Origin of the sequence: Brachybacterium kimchii (assembly GCF_023373525.1) — a bacterium.
GTDB lineage: Bacteria > Actinomycetota > Actinomycetes > Actinomycetales > Dermabacteraceae > Brachybacterium > Brachybacterium kimchii.
In genome coordinates, this window is sequence record NZ_CP097218.1 from 2775808 (window position 1) to 2794289 (window position 18482).

Below are 18482 nucleotides of genomic sequence, written 5' to 3' on the forward strand. Positions count from 1 at the left end.
CCTGGTTCGCCACGCTCACATCTTCACGCCCGCGCCGGCACCTCCGTGCCCGCGCGGGCTCGGGCGTCAGCCCTTGAACGCGACCTTCTGCTCGGCGATCAGGCCGTGCAGGAACTCGGCGGCCCATTCGCGGGTGAGCGCCTCGGTGGGCCGGAAGGTGCTGCCGGAGGCCACGCCCTCCTTCTTCAGCCAGGCGATCTGGCGGGCGAAGGTGGAGCTCGCCGGCACGTCGCCGAACGGCGCCTTGGTCGGCTTCGGGGCGGACGGGGAGCCCGCGTACCGGTAGAGGTAGGCGGCGCTCTCCTGGCGGGTGACGGCCTGGGTGGGGCGGAAGGTGCCGTCGGAGTAGCCGCCGACGATCCCTTCCTGCTTCGCCCAGATGATCGCCCGGTAGTTGTTCGTCTCGCCCTGCTCGACGTCGCGGAAGGGCTCGTTGCGCGGCAGGCGCACCTCGGGCTTCCCGGCCGCCCGGTAGAGGAACGCGGCGAGCGCCGCGCGGGTGACCTTCTTGCGCGGGGCGAAGGTGTCGTCGGCCCGGCCGGGGATGATCCCCTTGAGGGCCGCCCACTGGATCGCGTCGTAGTGCTCCGAGCCCTTCTTCACGTCGCTGAACTCGGTGCGCGCGGGCAGGATCTGCACGACGGTCGGCTTCGGGCCGGTGCCCTCGAACTCGGGCCAGTAGGAGACCTGCTCGTCGAAGGTGCCGTCCTCGCCCGGGTGCTGGACCGAGACGAAGGCGGTGCGGTCCTGGTCGCGCACGATCGGGCCGCAGGTCTCGGCGTCCACCGGGACGGAGGCGAACTGCTCGACCTTGCCGCGCTGGTTCCCCTCGAGGGTCACACGGAACAGGCCGTCGTTGAAGCCGATGGTGCTCGGGGCGCCGTCGGTCGAGATCCAGAGGTTCCCGACGGAGTCGAAGGCCAGGTTGTCCGGGCAGGAGATCGGCGAGACCTTCTTCTTCGGGAAGCCCGAGAAGTAGGTGGAGGTGTTCTGCGCGGGGTCGCCGCACACGAGCAGCAGGTTCCAGGCGAAGGAGGTGCCGGACTGCGTGCCCAGCTCGTCGATCTCGACGACGTGGCCGTCGCGGTTGACGGTGCGGGGGTTGACCTCGTCGGGCCCGGCCTTGCCCTCGGTGCCGCGGCCGTCGTTGTTCGTGCAGGCCACATAGACCTTGCGACTCTTCAGCGAGGGCTCGACGTCCTCGCAGCGGTCCATCTTCGTGGGCCCGACCTTGTCGGCCGCGAGGCGGGTCTTCACGAGCACCTCGTCCACGTCCATCCCCTCGACCTCGGACTTGCCGTCCACGATCAGCGGAATCCAGCGGCCGGTGCCGTCGAAGGAGCCGTCCTTCGGGACCGCGCCCGAGCCGTTGATGGTGCCCGAGTTGCCCTCGAACTTCGCGACGTAGAGGTCGCCCTCCTCGAGGAGGGTCATGTTGTGCTTGCGGTTGCCCTCCTTGTACTTCTTCGCGGAGACGAACTTGTAGAGGTAGTCGAACTTCTCGTCGTCGCCCATGTAGGCGACCGCGTGGCCGTCCTCGGCGATGATGACGTTCGCGCCCTCGTGCTTGAAGCGGCCCATCGCGGTGTGCTTGCGCGGGGTCGACTCGGGATCCCACGGGTCCACCTCGACGATCCAGCCGAAGTGGTGGGCGGAGTTCTCGTAGCCGTCGTTCGTGGTGTCGAAGCGCGGGTCCACGTTCTCCCAGCCGCGGGCGGTGGCCTTCGCGCTCATGCCGTAGCGCTTGTCCTCGTCGGTGTCGCCGGCGGTGCGGAAGTAGCCGTTGAAGTTCTCCTCGCCGCTGAGCTGCGTGCCCCACGGGGTGAGGCCGCCCGAGCAGTTGCCGAAGGTGCCGTGGGTGGCGTTGCCGCGGGGGAAGTCCTTGGTCTTCAGCAGGTCGGAGAAGCGGGCGGGGCCGGTGAAGGCGTACTTCGTGTCGGCGAGGAAGCGGCGGTTCAGCTCGGCGTCGACCACGTACTCGTACGGCGAGTCGTGGTCCTCGCGCTGCAGCTCGACCACGGTCAGGCCGTGGGCGTTCAGGCCCACCTCGGCGACGGTCTCGGCGTCGGTGTCCTCCGGCAGCATGATGTTCTCGTTCGTGTACTCGTGGTTCACGAACATCACGGCGCGCAGGCCGTCCGAGTCCGGGATCTCCTGGATCTCGGTGTAGTCGTTGTTGTAGCCGAACTGGCGCTTCTGCGCCTCGGCGGTCTGGGCGCCCCAGTCGAAGTCGGGGGCGTCGGAGAACAGCTTGTCGCCCCACTTGATGATGGGGTGCCACTCGAAGCCCTCGGGGACGGTGAACTCGTCGACGGTGTAGTCGACGGGGTCGATCGCCTCGAAGCGCAGCGGGCTGCCGTTCGGGGCCTTGGGGCCCTTTCCGGCGTCGGCCAGGGGGCCGACGGGGGCCGCGTCGGCCGACGGAGCGCCCGCGGTGCCGGCGACGGCGATCGCGAGAGCGCCCGCGGCGGTGCCGCCGAGCATGGCGCGGCGGCTCAGCGCGGCCGAGGCGACGTCACGGAAGTAGGAGTTCGACGAGCTGTTGCAGGTCTCGCCGAGGCACGCGTTCGCGCACTTCAGGGCACAGGTCACGGGCGACCGCTTGCCGGCCACGTGATCCTTCATGAGCAGAGGGAGCTGGATGACCACGAGGGGTCCTTTCGCGTGGGGACGAGGCCCCGGCGGAAGGATTCCGGCGGCATGCGCAGCGCGGCACGGTCTCCGTCGCCGCACCATCGGGCGCAGCGCGGACTCCGCCGCCGCACCGACGGGCGCGGCGTGATCCTGCGCGGACGCTCGTGTCGCAGTGGCGCGTCCGCACTCCCCCGGGGCGCGAGGGGCGGATCGAGCATGTCGTCCCGGAATGTCCAGGGCCCCACGCCGACATGACAGGGAGGTGTCGGGACGGTGAGCGCGGCGCGGCGGACGCGCGGCGTCAGTGCCCGGAAGGTGCGAAGCGCAGGCTCGAGCCGGGCGGGAGCTGGGCGAGCAGTGGGAGATCGGCCTCGTCGACCACCGCGATCACGGGATATCCGCCGGTCACGGGGTGGTCCGCGAGGAACACGACGGGCAGCCCGGAGGGCGGCAGCTGGATCGCTCCCGGCACCAGGCCCTCGCTCGCGAGCTCCTCGGTGCGCACCCGGCGCAGGGGCGCGTCGCCGTCGGCCGCCTCGAGGCGCGCGCCCACCCGGTCGCTGTGGCCGCCGACCACCCAGGTCCGTCCGAGCAGGGCATCGTCCTCGGCCCAGTCCGCCCGCGGGCCGCGTCGGATCCGGAGCACGGCACCGGTGAGGCCGCCGGCGGCCGAGTCCTCCGCCGCCGCGTCGTCCGACGGCGCATCGCCCGCGGCCGCATCGTCGTCCGACGGCGCGTGGTCCGCGGCCGCATCGTCGTCGAGGTCCGGGGCCTGCGGAGACCGGGGCAGGACGGTCGCCGGCTCCTCGGGGGAGCCGACGCTGCGGTGCGCATCCGCCTGACCGATGGCGAGCACGTCGTCGGCGGCGAGGGGGCGCGGGCCGAGGCCGGAGAGGGTGTCCGCCGCGCGGCTCCCGAGCTGTGAGGGCACGTCGATGCCTCCGCGCACGGCGACGTATCCGCGAAGTCCCGACGTCGGCGCGGCGAGGGCGAGCGTCTCGCCGTCGCGCAGGCCGAAGGGTTCGCACAGGGAGACGGGGAAGCCCGCGTCCTCGCGCTCGGCCGCGTCCTCTCCCTCGTCGAGGTCGCTCTCGTCCTCCTGCGCGGCGTCGGCGTCGGCCCGGTGGATCCTGGCCTCGCCGATCGCCCCGGACAGCGCGAGGACGAGGTCGCCTCGGGCGCGCACGCGGAGCCCGCCCAGCAGCGTCTCCAGGACCGCCGCGTCCGGGGCGTTGCCCACCAGGCGGTTCGCCTGGCGGGCCGAGGGGCCGTCGGCCGCACCGGAGCCCGTGACGCCGAGGTCGCCGAGACCGGGCCGGCCGGAGTCCTCCACGAGGGTGCGCGGGCCGGGGGCGAGGACCTCGAGCGCGGCCGATCCTGCGGCGACATCCGGGAAGGGGCGCGGGGCGGGCTGCGCCTCGCCGGTGGCCGCGGCGCCGTCAGCGGCGGCATCGTCAGAGGCCACTCCGTCCGCCGTCCCCTCGTCGACCGTCCCGCGCCCGCGCCGCATCACCCGCGCGCTCTCGCGCCGCGCCTCGAAGCGCACGGTGTCGCCGGGGCGGATCATCGCGGGATCCTTCGCGTCGGGATCGAAGAGGACGGCGTCGGTGCGGCCCACGAGCTGCCAGCCGCCGGGCGAGGCCTTCGGGTAGACGGCCGAGAACTCTCCGGCGAGCGCGACCGCCCCGGCCGGGACGCGGGTGCGCGGACTGTCCCGTCGGGGCACCGCGAGGCGCGCATCGCCGCCGGTCAGGTACACGAATCCGGGGGCGAATCCTCCGAAGGCCGCGGTCCAGGGTGTGCCGGTGTGGGCCGCGACGACGGCCTCGGCGCTCAGTCCGGTGGCGCGCGCGACCTCCTCGAGGTCCTCCCCGTCGTAGACGACGCCGATCCGGCGGGTCCGTCCCGTCGAGGCCTTCCCCGCCTCCGGGGTGCGCACGGCGATCTCCTCGGCGGCCGCGAGGGCGTCGGCCGAGGTCCCGAAGCGCACGAGCACGGTGCGGGCGGCGACCACGCTCCACTCCTGGCCGGGCAGCGGCGCGGTGCGCACGGAGTCGTTCCAGGCCAGGGCGTCCTCGAGGCTGGGCAGCTCGAGAAGCAGGGCCCGCTCCCCCATCGGCAGCACGCGGGGCGAGGCCGCGCCGGCTCCGTTCCCGCGCTTCGCGGCGCGTCCGCGTGCGGGCCTCGGGTTCGTGTCGCGGGCCTTCCCCGCCCGGTCCTCGCGGGGGCTCATGCGAAGCTCCGGACGTCCACGCCCGCGTCCTCGAGGCCGCGGCGCACGGCACGGGCGAGGTCGACGGCCCCCGGGGTGTCGCCGTGCAGGCAGATGCTCGTCGCCTCGGGTCGCAGGAGCGTCCCGTCCGTCGCCCCGATCTCTCCGCGGGTGGCGAAGCGGACCATGCGCTCGGCGACCTCACGGGGGTCCTCGATCACCGCGCCGCTCTCCCGTCGCGGCACGAGCGTGCCCGAGGGGGTGTAGGCGCGGTCGGCGAAGGCCTCGCCGATCACCGCGATCCCCGCTTCGCGCGCGAGCTCGGCCGCGCGGGAGCCGGGCAGCAGGAGCAGGGCGAGCGCGCCCGACCCTCCTGCGCCGTCGGGCCCGCCCGACCCGTCGGTCGCGCCGGCCGCATCGGCCGCGTCGGCCGCTCCGCCGACCGCCCGCACCGCGTCGACGACGGCTCGGGCGTGCTGCTCGTGGTGGACGATCGTGTTGTAGAGGGCGCCGTGCGGCTTCACGTAGGCGACGCGGGCGCCCTCCGCGCGGGCCATGCCCTGCAGGGCGCCGATCTGAAAGACGACGTCGTCGGCGAGCTCGTCGGGACTCGCGTCGACGAATCGCCGGCCGAAGCCGGCGAGGTCGTGGTAGGAGACGTGCGCGCCGATCGTGACACCGCGCGCGGCCGCCGCCCGCACCGTGCGCCGCATGTGCGAGGGGTCCCCGGCATGGAAGCCGCAGGCGATGTTCGCGCTGGTCACGACGTCGAGGATCGCCTCGTCGTCACCCATGGTCCAGGCGCCGAAGGACTCGCCGATGTCGCTGTTCAGATCGATCGTGCTCATGGGGCCTCTCCGTCGACGCTCGTGGACGCATCTCCTCTCCAAGGATCGCAGACTCCCCCGACAGCCGGCCCGGACCGCGATCCCGGACATTCCGTGCGACCGATCGGGTGACTTCGCGCCCAACCCATAAGCATCCCTAGGGTCACCCGAGTACGCTCGTCCCCATGGATCCTCGTCGTGTGCTCATCTTCCGGACGGTCGTGCGCAACGGCACCATCGGCGGTGGTGCCCGCGAGCTCGGCTGGACCCAGCCGGCCGTCTCCCAGCATCTCGCCGCCCTCGAGAAGGAGGTCGGCACCCAGCTGCTGCTGCGCTCCTCGAGCGGCGTCACACCCACCGAGGCGGGACAGCGCCTGTTCCGCCACTCCGAGCGGATCGCCTCCTCGCTGCACGCCGCCGAGGAGGAGCTCGCCGAGATCACGGCGCTGCGCCGCGGGCGCGTGCGCTTCGCGACGTTCCCGTCGGCCGCGGCGCTGCTGCTGCCGCCCGCGCTCGCGCGCATGGGCCGCGAGGCCGAGGGCGTCGACGTCACCTTCGACGAGCTCGAGCCGCCGGATGCGATCCAGCGCCTGCTCAGCAACGATCTCGACCTCGCGCTGGTCTTCCGCTACGAGGGCACCGCCGTGGACGCCGAGGGCGCCCTCGAGTGGACGCCCGTGCTCGACGACCGCGTGCTCGCGGTGCTGCCGAAGGACCACGCCCGGGCCGAGGACCCCGACCTCACCATGGCCGACCTCGCCGAGGAGGAGTGGATCGCCGGCTGCGAGCGGTGTCGCGCGAACCTGCTGGTCAACGCGCAGCGCGCGGGGTTCAGCCCGAGGGTCCGGCACACCACCGACGATGCGATCGTGGTGCAGCGCCTGATCCAGCACAGCGGCGGCATCGCCCTGCTGCCCGAGAGCGCGATCGAGGCCGCGCCGTGCGCGGACGTCACCGTGCGCCCGCTGACCGGGCTCAACGAGCGCACGATCGGCCTGATCAACCGTCCCGGCGCGACCGCGATCCCCGCGGTCAAGGCGCTGCGGGACGCCCTCATCGACGTCGCGGCGGAGCGCTCGAGCGCCGCCGTGATGATCTGAGGTCCGACAGGGACCCGAGGATCTAAGGACTCGAGGAGAAGCCGATGGAGCCGACGATCGCCCCCGATGCGGGCCGACGGATGAGCCGCGCGAGCCTGTGGGTCCGCCCCGTGCTGATGACCGTGGGCGGGCTCGCGGTGGCCGCGCTGCTGCTGCTCGCCGATCAGGAGATCGCGGCGGCGGTGCTCGTCGTCGCGGCCGTGTTCATGGGCTACTGGACCTCGCCGCTGCGCGCCGGGCGCCACGAGCCGTTCGCCCAGGCGCTCTCGCGCCGCGACGACGCCCACGCGATCATCCTCTGGGCCCCCGGCGATCCGCTCTCGGCGCGCCTGCAGACCGCTGTGCGCGGCGACCGCGAGGACGTGGCCTGGGTGAACGTGCTGCGCGACCCGTGTGCGGTCGAGTTCCTCGAGGCCCACGGCGGTCGCGGCGCGCTGCCGCTCGTGGTGGTCGGCTCGACCGTGCTGCGACGCGCGACCGCGAGCCAGTACCTCGAGGCGAAGGCCGAGGGCGAGCAGCGATCCGCCGCAGCGGACTGAGGCCGCGGCGCGGGCGGTCGGAGGGTCCGATCAGACGACGTGCTCGAGAGGCCCGCTCGCGAGACCCGCTCAGGAGCGGGCGTACTCGGCGAGCACCACGCCGGACTCGAAGGCGCGCGTGTGCTCGCGCGTCCACGCCGAGGGCGCGTACGGGCGCTGGCCGAAGAGCGGCACGCCCCCGCCGAGCAGGACCGGGTTGATCTTCAGGGCGAGTCGATCGATCTCGTCGGCGAGCTCCGCGGCGAGCGCTCCTCCGCCGCACAGCCAGATCCCCCTGCCCTCCTCCTGCTTGAGCGCGCGGACCGTCTCGACGGGATCGGCGTCGGTGAAGGTCACGCCGTCGCTGCCCGCTGGAGCGACGTGGGAGCGGGTGAAGACGATCTGCCGCAGGTGCTGGTAGGGGTCGGCCAGGTGGTGATCGGGCAGGCCCACGCCGTAGGTGTTCCAGCCCATGACCACGGTGTCGAAGGGGCCGTCCTCGACCTCGAGCCCGACAGAGCGGGCGAGGGCGGTCGGCGCGGTCCCGCGGTAGCGCTCCCAGAGGGGCCCCATGTGATCGCCCTCGGCGAGGAAGGCATCGAACTCACCGCCCGGACTGGCGATGAAGCCGTCGAGGCTCAGTGCGACGTAGTAGGTCAGCTCGCGCATGGGGTTCCGTTCTGGAGTGGGGCGTCGACGCGGACGACGACGAGCGCCGGCGGACGCCGGCGGTCAAGGCCAGGCGCTGTCGGACGACAGGCGCCGTCAGGCGACGGGCACGGTCAGGAGCCGAGGGAGCCGATGACCACGTTCCAGGTGTGGATCTCGCGCTCGGCGATCAGGCCCTCTCGGCGGAACGGATCGTCCTCGAGCGCCGATTCGACGGCGGCGACGTCGGCCGCCTCGACGAGCAGGAGGGCGCGAGCGCCGTCGGAGTCGGTGTACGGGCCGCTCGCGATGATCGTGCCGCGCTCCTGCAGGCCGCCCAGGAACTCCCGGTGGGAGGGGCGGTGCTCGTCGAGACGGGCCGGGTCGTTCGCGTAGTGGTAGGTGACGGCGAAGGTGGTCACGGGTGCTCTCCTCGTGCTCGACGGTCGGGCCCGGCGTCCACCGGGGCGACTCGCGGCGGCGCTGGTCACAGCAGGATAGGTCGTCGACGCCCGCGCAGCGAGGCCCGTCCGCAGGCCGCGGATCCCATCACGACCCGCGCCACGCGCGTCAGGCGCTGACGACCCCGCCCGCGAGCAGGCCCAGCAGCACCAGCGCGACGATGATGCGGTAGACGATGAACGAGGTGAACGAGTTCTTCGAGACGAACCGCAGCAGCCAGGCGATCGACGCGTAGGCCACGACGAACGACACCGCGGTGGCGATGATCGTCGGCCCCCATCCCACGGCGTCGGAGATGTCGCCGGCCGAGCCCACGGCCTCGAGCCCGCCCGCGGCGACCAGCGCAGGGATGCCCATGAAGAAGCTCAGGCGGGTCGCGGTGACCCGGTCGAAGCCGAGCATGAGCCCCGCGGAGATCGTCGCGCCCGAGCGGGAGACGCCGGGGAACAGCGGCGCGAGCGCCTGGAAGACGCCGATGATCAGCGCGTCGAGCACCGAGACGTGGTGCATCTCCTTGGCGACGACCTGGTTCGCCTGGATGCGATCGGCCGCCCACATGGCGAAGGACCACACGAACAGCGCGATCGCGATCACCCACATGCTGCGCAGCGGGCCCTCGATGAGGTCCTTGAAGGCCAGGCCCACGACCGCCACGGGGATCGACCCCACGATGACGCCCCAGCCCAGCGTGCAGTCCGGGTCGGTGCGCGCCTCTGCGCTGACCAGTCCGCGCACCCAGGCGACGGCGATCCGCACGATGTCCTTCCAGAAGTACAGGATCGCGGCGATGATCGCTCCGACCTGGATCACCGCCGTGAACGCGGTCATGCCGCGGGAGTCGATGTCGTAGCCCAGGAGCTTCTCGACGATGTTCAGGTGGCCGGTGCTGGAGACCGGGAGGAACTCGGTGATCCCCTCGATGATGCCGAGGAGGATCGCATGCAGCCAGTTCACGGGCGTCTCCGGATGTCGGTGCGGACAGGACGCCCGGAGCATACCGCCGAGGTGCGGGGCGAGCCTGAGCGGCGCGGGCGGCGACCTGGCCCCGGAAAAAGTGGAACAAGGACACCCACTCCGGCCCGAGGCCGGGACCGCGGCAGAACGTGTCCCCACCCTCACGCTTGTCAACTCCTCCGGATTTCCGTAATCTCCATGTCGACAGGCGATGACACCGACGATCGGTATGGCTGACTGCGGGTGACGACGAGGAGGAACGATGGCTCGAGGAACGACGAACAGCGAGGAAGCGTCCACGCAAGCTCCATCGGGCGCGTCTATCCCCGACTCCACCCCTAGCTCGACCTCGACCTCGACCTCGACCTCGACAGGCAGCCTCGAGGACCGCATGGACCGGATGGAGCAGAGGCTCGAGGGCGTCCTGGCGCGACTGGAGTCAGCAGCGGGAGAGCCCTCCGCTCCGTCGGGCGCCGATGGGGAACCAGCCTCGTCGGACGCGGTCGATCCCGCCACCGATCCGACCGCACCGGCCGACCCCACCGCCTCGGACCGCTTCTGGGCGCTGAACGCGCTGAAGTCGCAGCTCCCCACGCCCGGCGGCGTGGTCTACGCGGGCGCCGTCGACCTCCCGATCGGCCACGTCGAGTACCAGTGGGGCCGCCCCACCGATCCGCTGCTGCGCGCGGACTGGGCCGATCGGGCGGAGCGCGTCGCGGCGCTCGGCCACCCGCTTCGGCTCTCGCTGCTGCAGAAGCTGCTCGAAGCCGAGTGCACGGTCGCCCAGCTCGTCGACGAGCTGGACCTCGCCTCGACGGGGGTCGCCTACCACCACCTCCACCAGCTGCAGGGCGCCGGCTGGGTCACCTCGCCCGCCCGCGGGAGCTGGGCGATCCCGGCCACGCGGGTAGTGCCCCTGCTCGCGATCATCACGGCACTCGAGGAGGCGTGAACGGTGAGCGATGAACCCACGACCACCGCCGCGGACGGCGACGGCACGGGATCCGAGTGCCCGGCGTCGGGCGCCCCTGACATCGTCCGACCCTCCCGCCGCACGGTCCTCGGGGTCGGCGCGGTCTCGGCCGTCGCGCTGCTGGGCACGGGCGCGCTGGCCGGCCCCCGACCTGCGCGGCTCGGCGCACCGACGGGCGACCAGGATCTCGCGTCCGAGCTCGCCGACCACCTCGCCGGTCAGCGCACCGTCGCGTGCGCCCTGATCGACGGCGACGACGTCCGCTTCGCGGGCTTCGGGGCCGACGAGCACCGGGAGTTCGAGGTCGGCTCGGCCACGAAGACGTTCACCGCGGCGCTCGTGATGGACGCCGCCCGCCGTGGTGAGCTCGACCTCGAGGCGACCGTGCAGGACGTGCTCGGCGCGAGCGCGAAGGGCTCGGCCATCGCGGACGTGACCGTGCGCGAGCTCGCGAACCACACCTCGGGCATCCCGTCCCTGCCGGGCCCCGTGCTCGCGAAGAATCTCTGGCGCACACCCCTGCACCGCGATCCGTACGCGGGCGTCAGCGCGCAGGAGGTCGTGGACCTCGCCGTCGACGCCACGCCCGCGCGCCGCGGCACGGTCGCCTACTCCAACCACGGCGTGGCCCTCGAAGGGCAGCTCGTCGCCCACGCCGCCGGCGCGTCCTGGCAGGACCTGCTCGCGGAGCGCGTGCTCACGCCGATGGACCTCGCGTCCACGCGCGCCCCGATCACCGCCTCGCGGCTCGGCGCGCACGCCCCGACGGGCTTCACGCGCACCGGTCACCGCAGCGCGGCGTGGACCATGGACGGTTTCGCGCCGGCGGGCGGCGTCCGTTCGACCGCGGCCGACATGGTCGCGTGGGTGCGCTCGATGATGGACGGCTCCAATCCCGGGGCCGACGGGATCCGTCCCACCGCGCAGCAGGACGAGACGACCTCGGTGGGCGTCAACTGGTTCACGACAGCGCTGGCGGGCGGCGGCTCCGCCGTCTGGCACAACGGCGAGACCGGCGGCTTCCACAGCTTCTGCGGCTTCTCGCCCGAGGCGGAGCGGGGGTGGGTCCTGCTCTCGGACACGGCCGACTCCGGGACCGACGACCTCGCCTTCCGCATCCTCGGCGGGGAGGTCGCGGCATGAACGTCTCCACTCTGCTGCTCGCCCTCGCACCCTACGGGGCGGCACTGCTGCTCGCGCTGCTGCTGATTCTCGAGCTCGTCCACATGCTGCTGGGGCGCCGCCACCCGCTGCGCATCCTCGATCACGTGCTGAGCTGCGGGTTCTTCCTGCTGCTCGCGGGCCTGATGGTGCCGATCGGCGGCGCGCTCACGATCGTCTGGTGGGTGTTCGTGGCGCTGTCGCTCGGCGCGGCGGCGGTCGCCCTCGCGCGCAGCCGGGCCGCCGCCCCGACGGCGGTGACGGCTCCGGGCGACGCGCTCCCCGCACGCGGCACTCCTGGGGCTGCCGCGGCGCGGCGGGACCGCCGTCGGCTCCGCCGGGCGACACGGCCATCGGTCCTCGAAGTGGTCATCACGGTCGCCCTGTTCGCGGGTGCCGCGGCGCTCTGGCTCGTCGCCGGCTGATCCCGCGGTCCCGGGTCCGCCGCACTCGGCATCCCGCCGCGGCCCGCACAGCGCCCGGCGCAGCCCTCCAGCGCCCGGCGCAGCCCTCGAGAGGTACGAAGTCGTTGCCAAGAACCGTCTTGGCAACGACTTCGTACCTCTCGAGCACCGGATGGCGGCTCGAGGATCGGATGGCTGCGGCTGAGCGGGTGGCGCCCCGCCCCTCAGCGCGCGCGGACGGGCAGCCAGTCCAGGACGTCCTGGATGCCGCGGTCCCAGAAGTCCCAGGGCGTGGATGCCGGGGCGCAGGCGGGAGGTGAGGTCGACGCCCCGCTCCTCGGCCAGGTCGATGAACGCCTGGTTCTGGGTGACCAGGTGGTCCTCGGTGCCGCAGTCCAGGAAGAGGCGCGGCAGGGCAGTGGGGTCGGCCGACCCCAGCAGGCCCAGGAGATCGTCGGCCGTGCCTGCGATGTCCTGACCGCCCCAGATGCGCTCGGCGAGCTGGCCCGCATGCTGGCTGAGGTCGAGGGCCGTGGGGTCCAGGGCGCCAGAGAGCGAGGCGGCGGCGGCGAAGCGCTCGGGGTGGTTCAGGGCGAGCTTGAAGGCGCCGAACCCGCCCATGGACAGGCCCGCGACGAAGGTGTCCTCGCGCGCGGTGGAGATCCGGAACGTGCGTGCGAGCAGCCGCGGAAGCTCCTCGGAGACGAAGGTCCAGTACTTCTCGCCGACGACCTCGTCGGTGTAGAAGGACCGGCGCACCTCGGGCATGACCACGGCGATCCCGCGCTCGGAGGCATAGCGCTCGATCGAGGTGCGGCGCTCCCAGATCGTGCAGTCGTCGCTCAGCCCATGCAGGAGGTAGAGCACAGGGACGCCGCGCGAGGCGACCCCGTCGCCGCCTGCAGCGCCTGCGTCGTCGGCCCCTCCCATCCCGATGCCGGCCGCCTCCTGCGGCATGAGCACCACCATCGAGGTGCCCATGCCGAGGGACTCGGCGAAGAAGTCGGTGCGCATGCGGATCATGGGGGCTCCTCGTGGCTCTGCGGTGCGTGGCTCAGCGGTCAGCGGCTCAGCGGGCGCGCGGCCTCGCCCGTCGCTCGTGCGCGGCGCCGCCCCGGTGGATCCGCCTCAGTATCCCAGCAGCCGCCCCACGGCGGGCTGCCGGCGGGCATAGGCGTCGACGAGCTTCCCGCCCAGGTCGACCGAGCGCACGAGGGGGTGCGTGGAGAAGCCCTCCCAGGCGGCGCGGCGGGCGCGCACCGGATCGCCGACGGTCGCGGCCTCGAGGATGCAGCGCTCGGCGCCGCGCTGCTGCGCCATCAGTCCGAGCTGCTCGAGCGGGACGGGGCCGACGGCCTGCGGGTGAACGCCGTCGCCGTCGACCAGGCAGGGGACCTCGAGGACGAGGTCGTCCGGGAGCTGCGGGACGATGCGGCCGGAGGGGTCGGCGGCGGCGGTCGATGATCCGGCCGGCGCATTGCCGACGTCCAGGATCATCCGCTCGGTGCGGCCGCTCGCGATCGCGGTCATCAGGCGCAGCGCGACCTCCTGGTAGCCGCCCCCGGCGACGTCCTCGGGACGGCGCTCCTCGTCGGCCTCCCGGGACTCGGCCATGTAGGTCGCCTCCCGCTCGTGCAGCGTCGCGCGCCAGGCCGCGAGCGGCCCGTCGCAGCAGGCCTCCGACTTCTCCGCGGCCTGCCGGTAGAACCGGCCCTGCTGCTCGACGAGGAACTCGCCGCGGGTGGTGCCGGCCTCGAGGATCCGCTCCCGGGCCTGCTGGGTGAACAGGTAGTAGTAGAGGTACTCGTTGGGCAGGGCGCGCATGGCGCGCACCCAGTCGAAGCCGACGAGCCGCGCCTCCTCGATCTGCTCGAGGGCGGCGTCGTCGGCGAGGATCCCCGGTAGGCGGTCCTCCCCGTCGACCGAGAGGCCGCGCAGCCAGCCCAGATGGTTCAGGCCCACGTAGTCGATGCCGATGCGGTCGAGGGCGTCGGGCGCGTCGACGTCCTCGCCGATCAGGCGGCTCACGCGGCGCACCAGGCCGATCGGGGTGTCGCAGATGCCCACCACGCGGTCGCCGAGCACGGAGCGCATGGCCTCCGTGACGATACCCGCGGGATTCGTGAAGGTGATGGTCCAGGCGCGGGGCGCGACCCCCGCGATGGTGCGGGCGATCTCGAGGGCGACAGGCAGCGTGCGCAGGGCGTAGGCGAGGCCGCCGGCGCCCACGGTCTCCTGGCCCAGCAGGCCCAGGTCGAGGGCGACGCGCTCGTCGACCGTGCGCCCCTCGGCCCCGCCCACGCGCACGGCGCTGAACACGAAGTCCGCGCCGGCCACGGCCTCGCGCAGGTCGGTGGTCGCGATCAGGCGGGGCAGGGGGCCGACGGTCCGTCCCTGTGCGCGCAGCTCGGCCCCGAGCTCCTCGACGACCCGTTCGATCGTGCGCAGGCGGGAGGGATCGACGTCCTGCAGGACGATCTCGTCGATCGTGAGCCCGGTGGCGCCGGTCGCGGCGGCCTCGTAGACGAGCGGGACGCGGAAGCCTCCGCCGCCCAGGATGGTGAGCTTCATGGGGTGAGGACCTCCAGGTCGGAGTCGGGGGGAAGGTCGAGTTCGCGGGCCGAGGGTTTCCTGTCCGTGACGAGCTGGTCGAAGCGCGCGAGCGGCGCGACCTCGAGGTACCCGGTGCCGGGGAGCTTCTCGTGGTCGGCCAGCAGGCAGGAGACGGTCGCGATGTCGAGCAGTCCGCGCTTGATCGGCACCTCGCTGGGGGTCGTGTCCAGCACGGTCCCGTCGGCCCGGATCCCCGAGGTGCCCAGGAACGCGCGGTCCACGCGCAGCTGGCGCAGCGCGGACTCCGTGAGGGGGCCGACGAGGCTGCCGTAGGTGGGGCGCAGGATCCCGCCGAGCACCACGAGCTCCACGTCGCGCGCCCCCGCGAGCCCCCGCACGACGGCGAGGGAGGAGGTCACCACGGTGATGGAGCGGCCCAGCAGGAAGGGGCACATGGCGGCGACGGTGGTGCCGATGTCCAGGGCGATCACGTCCCCGTCGGCCACCTGGGCCGCCGCTCGCTGCGCCATCTCGCGCTTCGGGCCGACGGCGTCGCGGGCGACCTGCTCGAAGCGACGCGGGTCGGGCTCGGGATGCGCGTCGCCGCGCGGGTCGCAGGCGCCTCCGCGCACCCGCCGCACCTGGCCGTCCGCGGCGAGCTGCTCGAGATCCCGTCGGATCGTCGCCTCCGAGGCGGCGAAGGACTGCGCGAGATCGGCGACCGGGACCGAGCCGCGGCGGCGCACGGCGGCGACGATCCCACGGCGGCGGTCATCGGTGAGCATGCGGTCAACCTAGCACCGTCCGCGCATCTTCACGCAGTTCCGAACATCGGCATTCATCTTCTCGCATCCTCGCGCAACCTGTGGGAAGCTGAGGTCCCCGCTCCCCTGGAGGACCTCATGCACCGTCGCCAGTTCCTCGCCTCCGCCACCGCCGCGGGCGGCATGGCAGCCCTCGCCGCCTGCGCTCCCGGCACCGGCACGACCGACGACCCCACCGGCCCGTCGGCCGACGAGGTCGACACCGATGTCGCCGGGCTCGGCGACATCACCCTGCGGGTGTGGGACCAGGAGGTCCGCGGCTCGCAGGACGAGGCCATCACCGCCCTCATCAAGGCCTTCGAGAAGAAGTTCCCGAACGTGAAGGTCGACCGCGTCAAGCAGTCCTTCGACGATCTGCAGAAGCAGACCGCCCTCACCCTCTCCGGGGCGGATGTCCCCGACGTCCTCCAGGTCAACAACGCGCGCGCCGACATGGGCGAGTTCGTCAAGGCCGGGCAGCTGCTGGACCTCTCGGGCTACGCCGACGCCTACGGCTGGACGAAGCGCTTCTCGGACTCCGTGCTCTCCAAGGCGCGCTACTCCGAGGACGCGAAGACCTTCGGCGAGGGCTCCCTGTGGGGCGTGCCCCAGACCGGCGAGGTCTGCGGCATCTACTACAGCGCGAAGAAGCTGAAGGGCATCGGCGCCGAGCCGCCGACCTCGTGGGACGAGCTGCGGACGGTCCTGGAGACCGCCCAGAAGGCCGACGAGCAGCCGATCATGCTCGGCAACCTCGACAAATGGCCCGCGCTGCACGTGTTCGGCCCGCTCCAGGCCGCCTCCGTGGACCCCGAGCAGATCACGAAGCTCGCCATGGGCAACGCGGGCGGGGACTGGACCGACGCGAAGAACGTGGACGCCCTCACCGAGCTCGCCGACTGGGCGGAGAAGAAGTACCTGGGCGACTCGCCCAACGGCCTGGACTACGACGCGGCCTGGGCGGACTTCACCAAGGGCAAGGGCGTGCTGCTGATCGGCGGCTCGTGGCTGGGCACCGACATGGCCAAGGCCATGGGAGACGACCTGCACTTCATGGCCCCGCCCGCCGGCGTCGGCGGCAAGGTCGCGACCACGGGCGGCACCGGCCTGCCCTTCTCGATCCCCGCGAAGGCGAAGAACCAGGTCGCGGCCGCGGCCTACATCGACTTCATCACCAGCGAGGACGCGATGAAACTGATCGCCGACAACGGCGGCATGCCCGTGCTGGACACCGCGGCGCTCGCTCCGGAGAAGGGCGTGAACAAGGAGATCTTCGAGGCCTTCGACGCGGTCTCGAACGACGGCGTGCTGCTGCCCTACCTCGACTACGCGACCCCCACGTTCTCCGACACCGCGGGCGCGACCCTGCAGGAGCTGATCGGCGGGCAGTCCTCGCCGAAGGACGCCGCCGCGGCGCTGCAGAAGGACTACGCGGACTTCACGGGAGCCTCGTGAGCACGCGCGCGGGGGAACAGGGAGCCACGAGGGACCAGGCAGACGCGGCGAACGCGAGGACGCGGCGCCGGAGCGCCCCGTCGGCCGTGGTCCGCGGCCGCCTCACGCCCTACCTGTTCCTGCTGCCCGGGTTCGTGGTCTACGGGGCGTTCGCGCTGTACCCGCTCGTGCGCTCGGCCCAGTTCTCGCTGTACGACTGGTCGGGGATCGGCGCCTCGACGTTCGTGGGGCTGGGCAACTACGCGGACCTGCTGCGCGACGGCGGCTTCCTCGCCGCGATCGGCAACGCACTGGTGCTCATCATCTTCTACGCGCTGCTGCCGCTCGCGATCGGCCTGCTGCTCGCCGCGGTGCTGCGCCGCGCGCAGGTGCGCGGACTCGGCTTCTTCCGCACCGTGATCTTCCTGCCGCAGGTGGTCGCGCTGGTGGTGGTCGCCGTCGCCTGGAAGCACATCTATGCGCCCGACGGCCCTTTGAACACCGTGCTGCGCGCCGTGGGCCTGGACTCCCTCGCCCGCGGCTGGCTGGGCGACCCCGGGGCGGCGCTGCCCGCTGTGGGCTTCATCGGCACCTGGCTCGAGATGGGACTGGTGATGCTCCTGCTGCTCGCGGGCATGAGCCGCATCCCCGAGGACCTCTACGAGGCGGCGCGCCTCGACGGCGCCGGACCGGTGCGGGAGTTCTTCGCGATCACCCTGCCCTCGGTGCGCGGCGAGATCGTCTCGGCGCTCGTGCTCACGATCATCGCGGCCCTGAAGACCTTCGACCTCGTCTACATGACGACCTCGGGCGGACCGGGCGACGCCACCACCGTGCCCAGCTACGAGGTATACCGGCGCGCCTTCGAGCTCAAGGACGTCGGCTCGGCGAGCTCCGTCGCGATCGTGCTGACGATCCTCGTGTTCGCGATCAACCTGCTGGTCACACGCATCGACGAGCGTCCGGAGACGCGAGGGGGCCGACGATGAGGGTCTCGACCGCCGAGCGCACCATGAACTACGTCGTCCTCGCGGCGTTCGCCGTGTTCGCGCTGTTCCCCGTCCTCACGATCCTGCGCGACGCCTTCTCCCCGCGCATCGGCGCCGCCGGCGGCATCCACCCGGAGAACCTGATCGACGCCTGGCGGATCGGCGGCTTCGGGGCCTCGCTCGGGAACTCGCTCGTGGTCGCGCTGATCGTCGTGGTGGTCTCCGTGGCACTGTCCCTGGGCACCGGCTACGCCTTCGGCACCATGCGCTTCCCGGGCTCGCGCGCGCTGTTCCCGCTGTTCCTGCTGGGCCTCATGATCCCCGCCGAGGCGATCGTGATCCCGCTGTTCTACGACCTGCGCACGGTGGGCCTCACCGACACCTACGCGGCGATCGCCCTGCCGCAGATCGCGCAGTCGATCGCCTTCGGCACCTTCTGGATGCGCGCCCAGTTCCGCGCCCTGCCGCAGAGCCTCGTCGAGGCCTCCGCGCTCGACGGGGCGGGGCCGCTGCGCACCCTGCTGCGGATCCTGGTGCCGGCCTCGCGTCCCGCGATCGTGACCCTCGTTGTGCTGGTGGGACTGTGGACCTGGAACGAGTTCCTCATCGCCCTGGTGATGACCCCGTCGGGCCGCCACCGCACCGCCCCGCTGGGCCTGGCGAACTTCCAGGGCCAGTACACCGCCGACAACGCCCTGCTCGCCGCGGGCGCGATCATCGTCGCCGCACCGATGCTGATCCTGTTCCTGGTGCTCCAGCGGCACTTCATCCGCGGCATGATCGACGGCGCCTCGAAGGAATGAGAGACGG

The 18482-nt window shown here is 72.6% G+C and carries 16 protein-coding genes and 1 pseudogene; 8 read left to right on the forward strand and 9 right to left on the reverse strand.

Translation table 11 applies throughout. From position 1 onward, the window contains the following. Positions 1-66: 66 nt before the first annotated feature. From M4486_RS12700 to M4486_RS12710, 3 genes are all read right to left on the reverse strand, one after another. Positions 67-2649, reverse strand: a complete 2583-nt coding sequence (locus M4486_RS12700; RefSeq protein ID WP_249477596.1) for an alkaline phosphatase PhoX — start codon at positions 2647-2649, stop codon at positions 67-69. Between the two features lie 286 nt (positions 2650-2935). Then, on the reverse strand, positions 2936-4867 hold the full coding sequence (locus tag M4486_RS12705) for a 5-oxoprolinase subunit B/C family protein (protein ID WP_249477598.1): 1932 nt from the start codon (positions 4865-4867) through the stop codon (positions 2936-2938). Continuing rightward, on the reverse strand, positions 4864-5694 hold the full coding sequence (locus M4486_RS12710) for a LamB/YcsF family protein (RefSeq protein ID WP_249477600.1): 831 nt from the start codon (positions 5692-5694) through the stop codon (positions 4864-4866). Before M4486_RS12710 ends, M4486_RS12705 begins: the two co-directional genes overlap by 4 nt. A 164-nt stretch (positions 5695-5858) precedes the next feature. Here M4486_RS12710 and M4486_RS12715 point away from each other — a divergent pair, with 164 nt between their 5' ends. Beyond that, entirely contained in the window at positions 5859-6773 is a 915-nt protein-coding gene (locus M4486_RS12715; protein ID WP_249477602.1) for a LysR family transcriptional regulator, read from the forward strand. A gap of 44 nt (positions 6774-6817) precedes the next feature. Continuing rightward, complete coding sequence (locus M4486_RS12720) at positions 6818-7312, forward strand: hypothetical protein (RefSeq protein ID WP_249477603.1); 495 nt, start codon at positions 6818-6820, stop codon at positions 7310-7312. A gap of 69 nt (positions 7313-7381) precedes the next feature. Here the strand turns inward: M4486_RS12720 and M4486_RS12725 are convergent, their stop codons facing one another. The 3 genes from M4486_RS12725 to M4486_RS12735 all read right to left on the reverse strand — a co-directional run bounded on the left by M4486_RS12725 (position 7382) and on the right by M4486_RS12735 (position 9355). After that, positions 7382-7960, reverse strand: coding sequence for a dihydrofolate reductase family protein (locus M4486_RS12725; RefSeq protein WP_249477604.1), 579 nt, complete (start codon positions 7958-7960; stop codon positions 7382-7384). 113 nt (positions 7961-8073) lie between these two features. Next, complete coding sequence (locus tag M4486_RS12730; protein WP_249477605.1) at positions 8074-8361, reverse strand: YciI family protein; 288 nt, start codon at positions 8359-8361, stop codon at positions 8074-8076. Between the two features lie 148 nt (positions 8362-8509). Further along, positions 8510-9355, reverse strand: coding sequence for an undecaprenyl-diphosphate phosphatase (locus M4486_RS12735; protein ID WP_249477607.1), 846 nt, complete (start codon positions 9353-9355; stop codon positions 8510-8512). Positions 9356-9746: 391 nt separating this feature from the next. Between M4486_RS12735 and M4486_RS12740 the strand changes: the two genes are divergently transcribed. Genes M4486_RS12740 through M4486_RS12750 form a run of 3 tightly spaced genes read left to right on the forward strand, consistent with a single transcriptional unit; the run spans position 9747 to position 11914 of the window. After that, the gene (locus tag M4486_RS12740) at positions 9747-10307 is read left to right on the forward strand and encodes a helix-turn-helix domain-containing protein (protein ID WP_249477608.1); all 561 of its coding nucleotides are present in this window, start codon (positions 9747-9749) and stop codon (positions 10305-10307) included. Positions 10308-10310: 3 nt separating this feature from the next. Continuing rightward, positions 10311-11471 (forward strand): serine hydrolase domain-containing protein, encoded by a 1161-nt coding sequence (locus M4486_RS12745; protein ID WP_249477610.1) that lies wholly within the window; start codon positions 10311-10313, stop codon positions 11469-11471. Next, positions 11468-11914 carry a hypothetical protein gene (locus tag M4486_RS12750; RefSeq protein ID WP_249477611.1) on the forward strand — a complete coding sequence of 149 codons (447 nt, stop codon included), beginning with the start codon at positions 11468-11470 and terminating at the stop codon, positions 11912-11914. Before M4486_RS12745 ends, M4486_RS12750 begins: the two co-directional genes overlap by 4 nt. Positions 11915-12295: 381 nt before the next feature. Here M4486_RS12750 and M4486_RS12755 read toward each other — a convergent pair. The 3 genes and pseudogenes from M4486_RS12755 to M4486_RS12765 all read right to left on the reverse strand — a co-directional run. Then, a pseudogene (locus tag M4486_RS12755) lies at positions 12296-12916 on the reverse strand (alpha/beta hydrolase); the annotation flags it as partial. A gap of 105 nt (positions 12917-13021) precedes the next feature. After that, positions 13022-14464, reverse strand: coding sequence for a family 4 glycosyl hydrolase (locus tag M4486_RS12760; protein WP_249477612.1), 1443 nt, complete (start codon positions 14462-14464; stop codon positions 13022-13024). Further along, the gene (locus M4486_RS12765) at positions 14461-15231 is read right to left on the reverse strand and encodes a DeoR/GlpR family DNA-binding transcription regulator (RefSeq protein ID WP_249477614.1); all 771 of its coding nucleotides are present in this window, start codon (positions 15229-15231) and stop codon (positions 14461-14463) included. The genes M4486_RS12760 and M4486_RS12765 overlap by 4 nt, the downstream gene beginning before the upstream one ends. 117 nt (positions 15232-15348) lie before the next feature. Between M4486_RS12765 and M4486_RS12770 the strand changes: the two genes are divergently transcribed. The 3 genes from M4486_RS12770 (at position 15349) to M4486_RS12780 (ending at position 18475) form a co-directional block, all read left to right on the forward strand. Beyond that, positions 15349-16704 (forward strand): sugar ABC transporter substrate-binding protein, encoded by a 1356-nt coding sequence (locus M4486_RS12770; RefSeq protein ID WP_249477615.1) that lies wholly within the window; start codon positions 15349-15351, stop codon positions 16702-16704. A gap of 86 nt (positions 16705-16790) precedes the next feature. Continuing rightward, positions 16791-17672 carry a carbohydrate ABC transporter permease gene (locus M4486_RS12775; RefSeq protein ID WP_249481136.1) on the forward strand — a complete coding sequence of 294 codons (882 nt, stop codon included), beginning with the start codon at positions 16791-16793 and terminating at the stop codon, positions 17670-17672. Continuing rightward, positions 17669-18475: a carbohydrate ABC transporter permease gene (locus tag M4486_RS12780; protein ID WP_249477617.1), complete on the forward strand. Its 807-nt coding sequence runs from the start codon at positions 17669-17671 to the stop codon at positions 18473-18475. The genes M4486_RS12775 and M4486_RS12780 overlap by 4 nt, the downstream gene beginning before the upstream one ends. Positions 18476-18482 lie beyond the last annotated feature (7 nt).

What these genes read in the sequence shown, in the direction of transcription:
- M4486_RS12705 (WP_249477598.1), bottom strand. Translation starts at nt 4,867, where the DNA reads ATGAGCCCCCGCGAGGACCGGGCGGGGAAGGCCCGCGACACGAACCCG.
- M4486_RS12710 (WP_249477600.1), bottom strand. Translation starts at nt 5,694, where the DNA reads ATGAGCACGATCGATCTGAACAGCGACATCGGCGAGTCCTTCGGCGCC.
- M4486_RS12715 (WP_249477602.1), top strand. Translation starts at nt 5,859, where the DNA reads ATGGATCCTCGTCGTGTGCTCATCTTCCGGACGGTCGTGCGCAACGGC.
- M4486_RS12720 (WP_249477603.1), top strand. Translation starts at nt 6,818, where the DNA reads ATGGAGCCGACGATCGCCCCCGATGCGGGCCGACGGATGAGCCGCGCG.
- M4486_RS12725 (WP_249477604.1), bottom strand. Translation starts at nt 7,960, where the DNA reads ATGCGCGAGCTGACCTACTACGTCGCACTGAGCCTCGACGGCTTCATC.
- M4486_RS12740 (WP_249477608.1), top strand. Translation starts at nt 9,747, where the DNA reads ATGGACCGGATGGAGCAGAGGCTCGAGGGCGTCCTGGCGCGACTGGAG.
- M4486_RS12750 (WP_249477611.1), top strand. Translation starts at nt 11,468, where the DNA reads ATGAACGTCTCCACTCTGCTGCTCGCCCTCGCACCCTACGGGGCGGCA.
- M4486_RS12760 (WP_249477612.1), bottom strand. Translation starts at nt 14,464, where the DNA reads ATGAAGCTCACCATCCTGGGCGGCGGAGGCTTCCGCGTCCCGCTCGTC.
- M4486_RS12765 (WP_249477614.1), bottom strand. Translation starts at nt 15,231, where the DNA reads ATGCTCACCGATGACCGCCGCCGTGGGATCGTCGCCGCCGTGCGCCGC.
- M4486_RS12770 (WP_249477615.1), top strand. Translation starts at nt 15,349, where the DNA reads ATGCACCGTCGCCAGTTCCTCGCCTCCGCCACCGCCGCGGGCGGCATG.
- M4486_RS12780 (WP_249477617.1), top strand. Translation starts at nt 17,669, where the DNA reads ATGAGGGTCTCGACCGCCGAGCGCACCATGAACTACGTCGTCCTCGCG.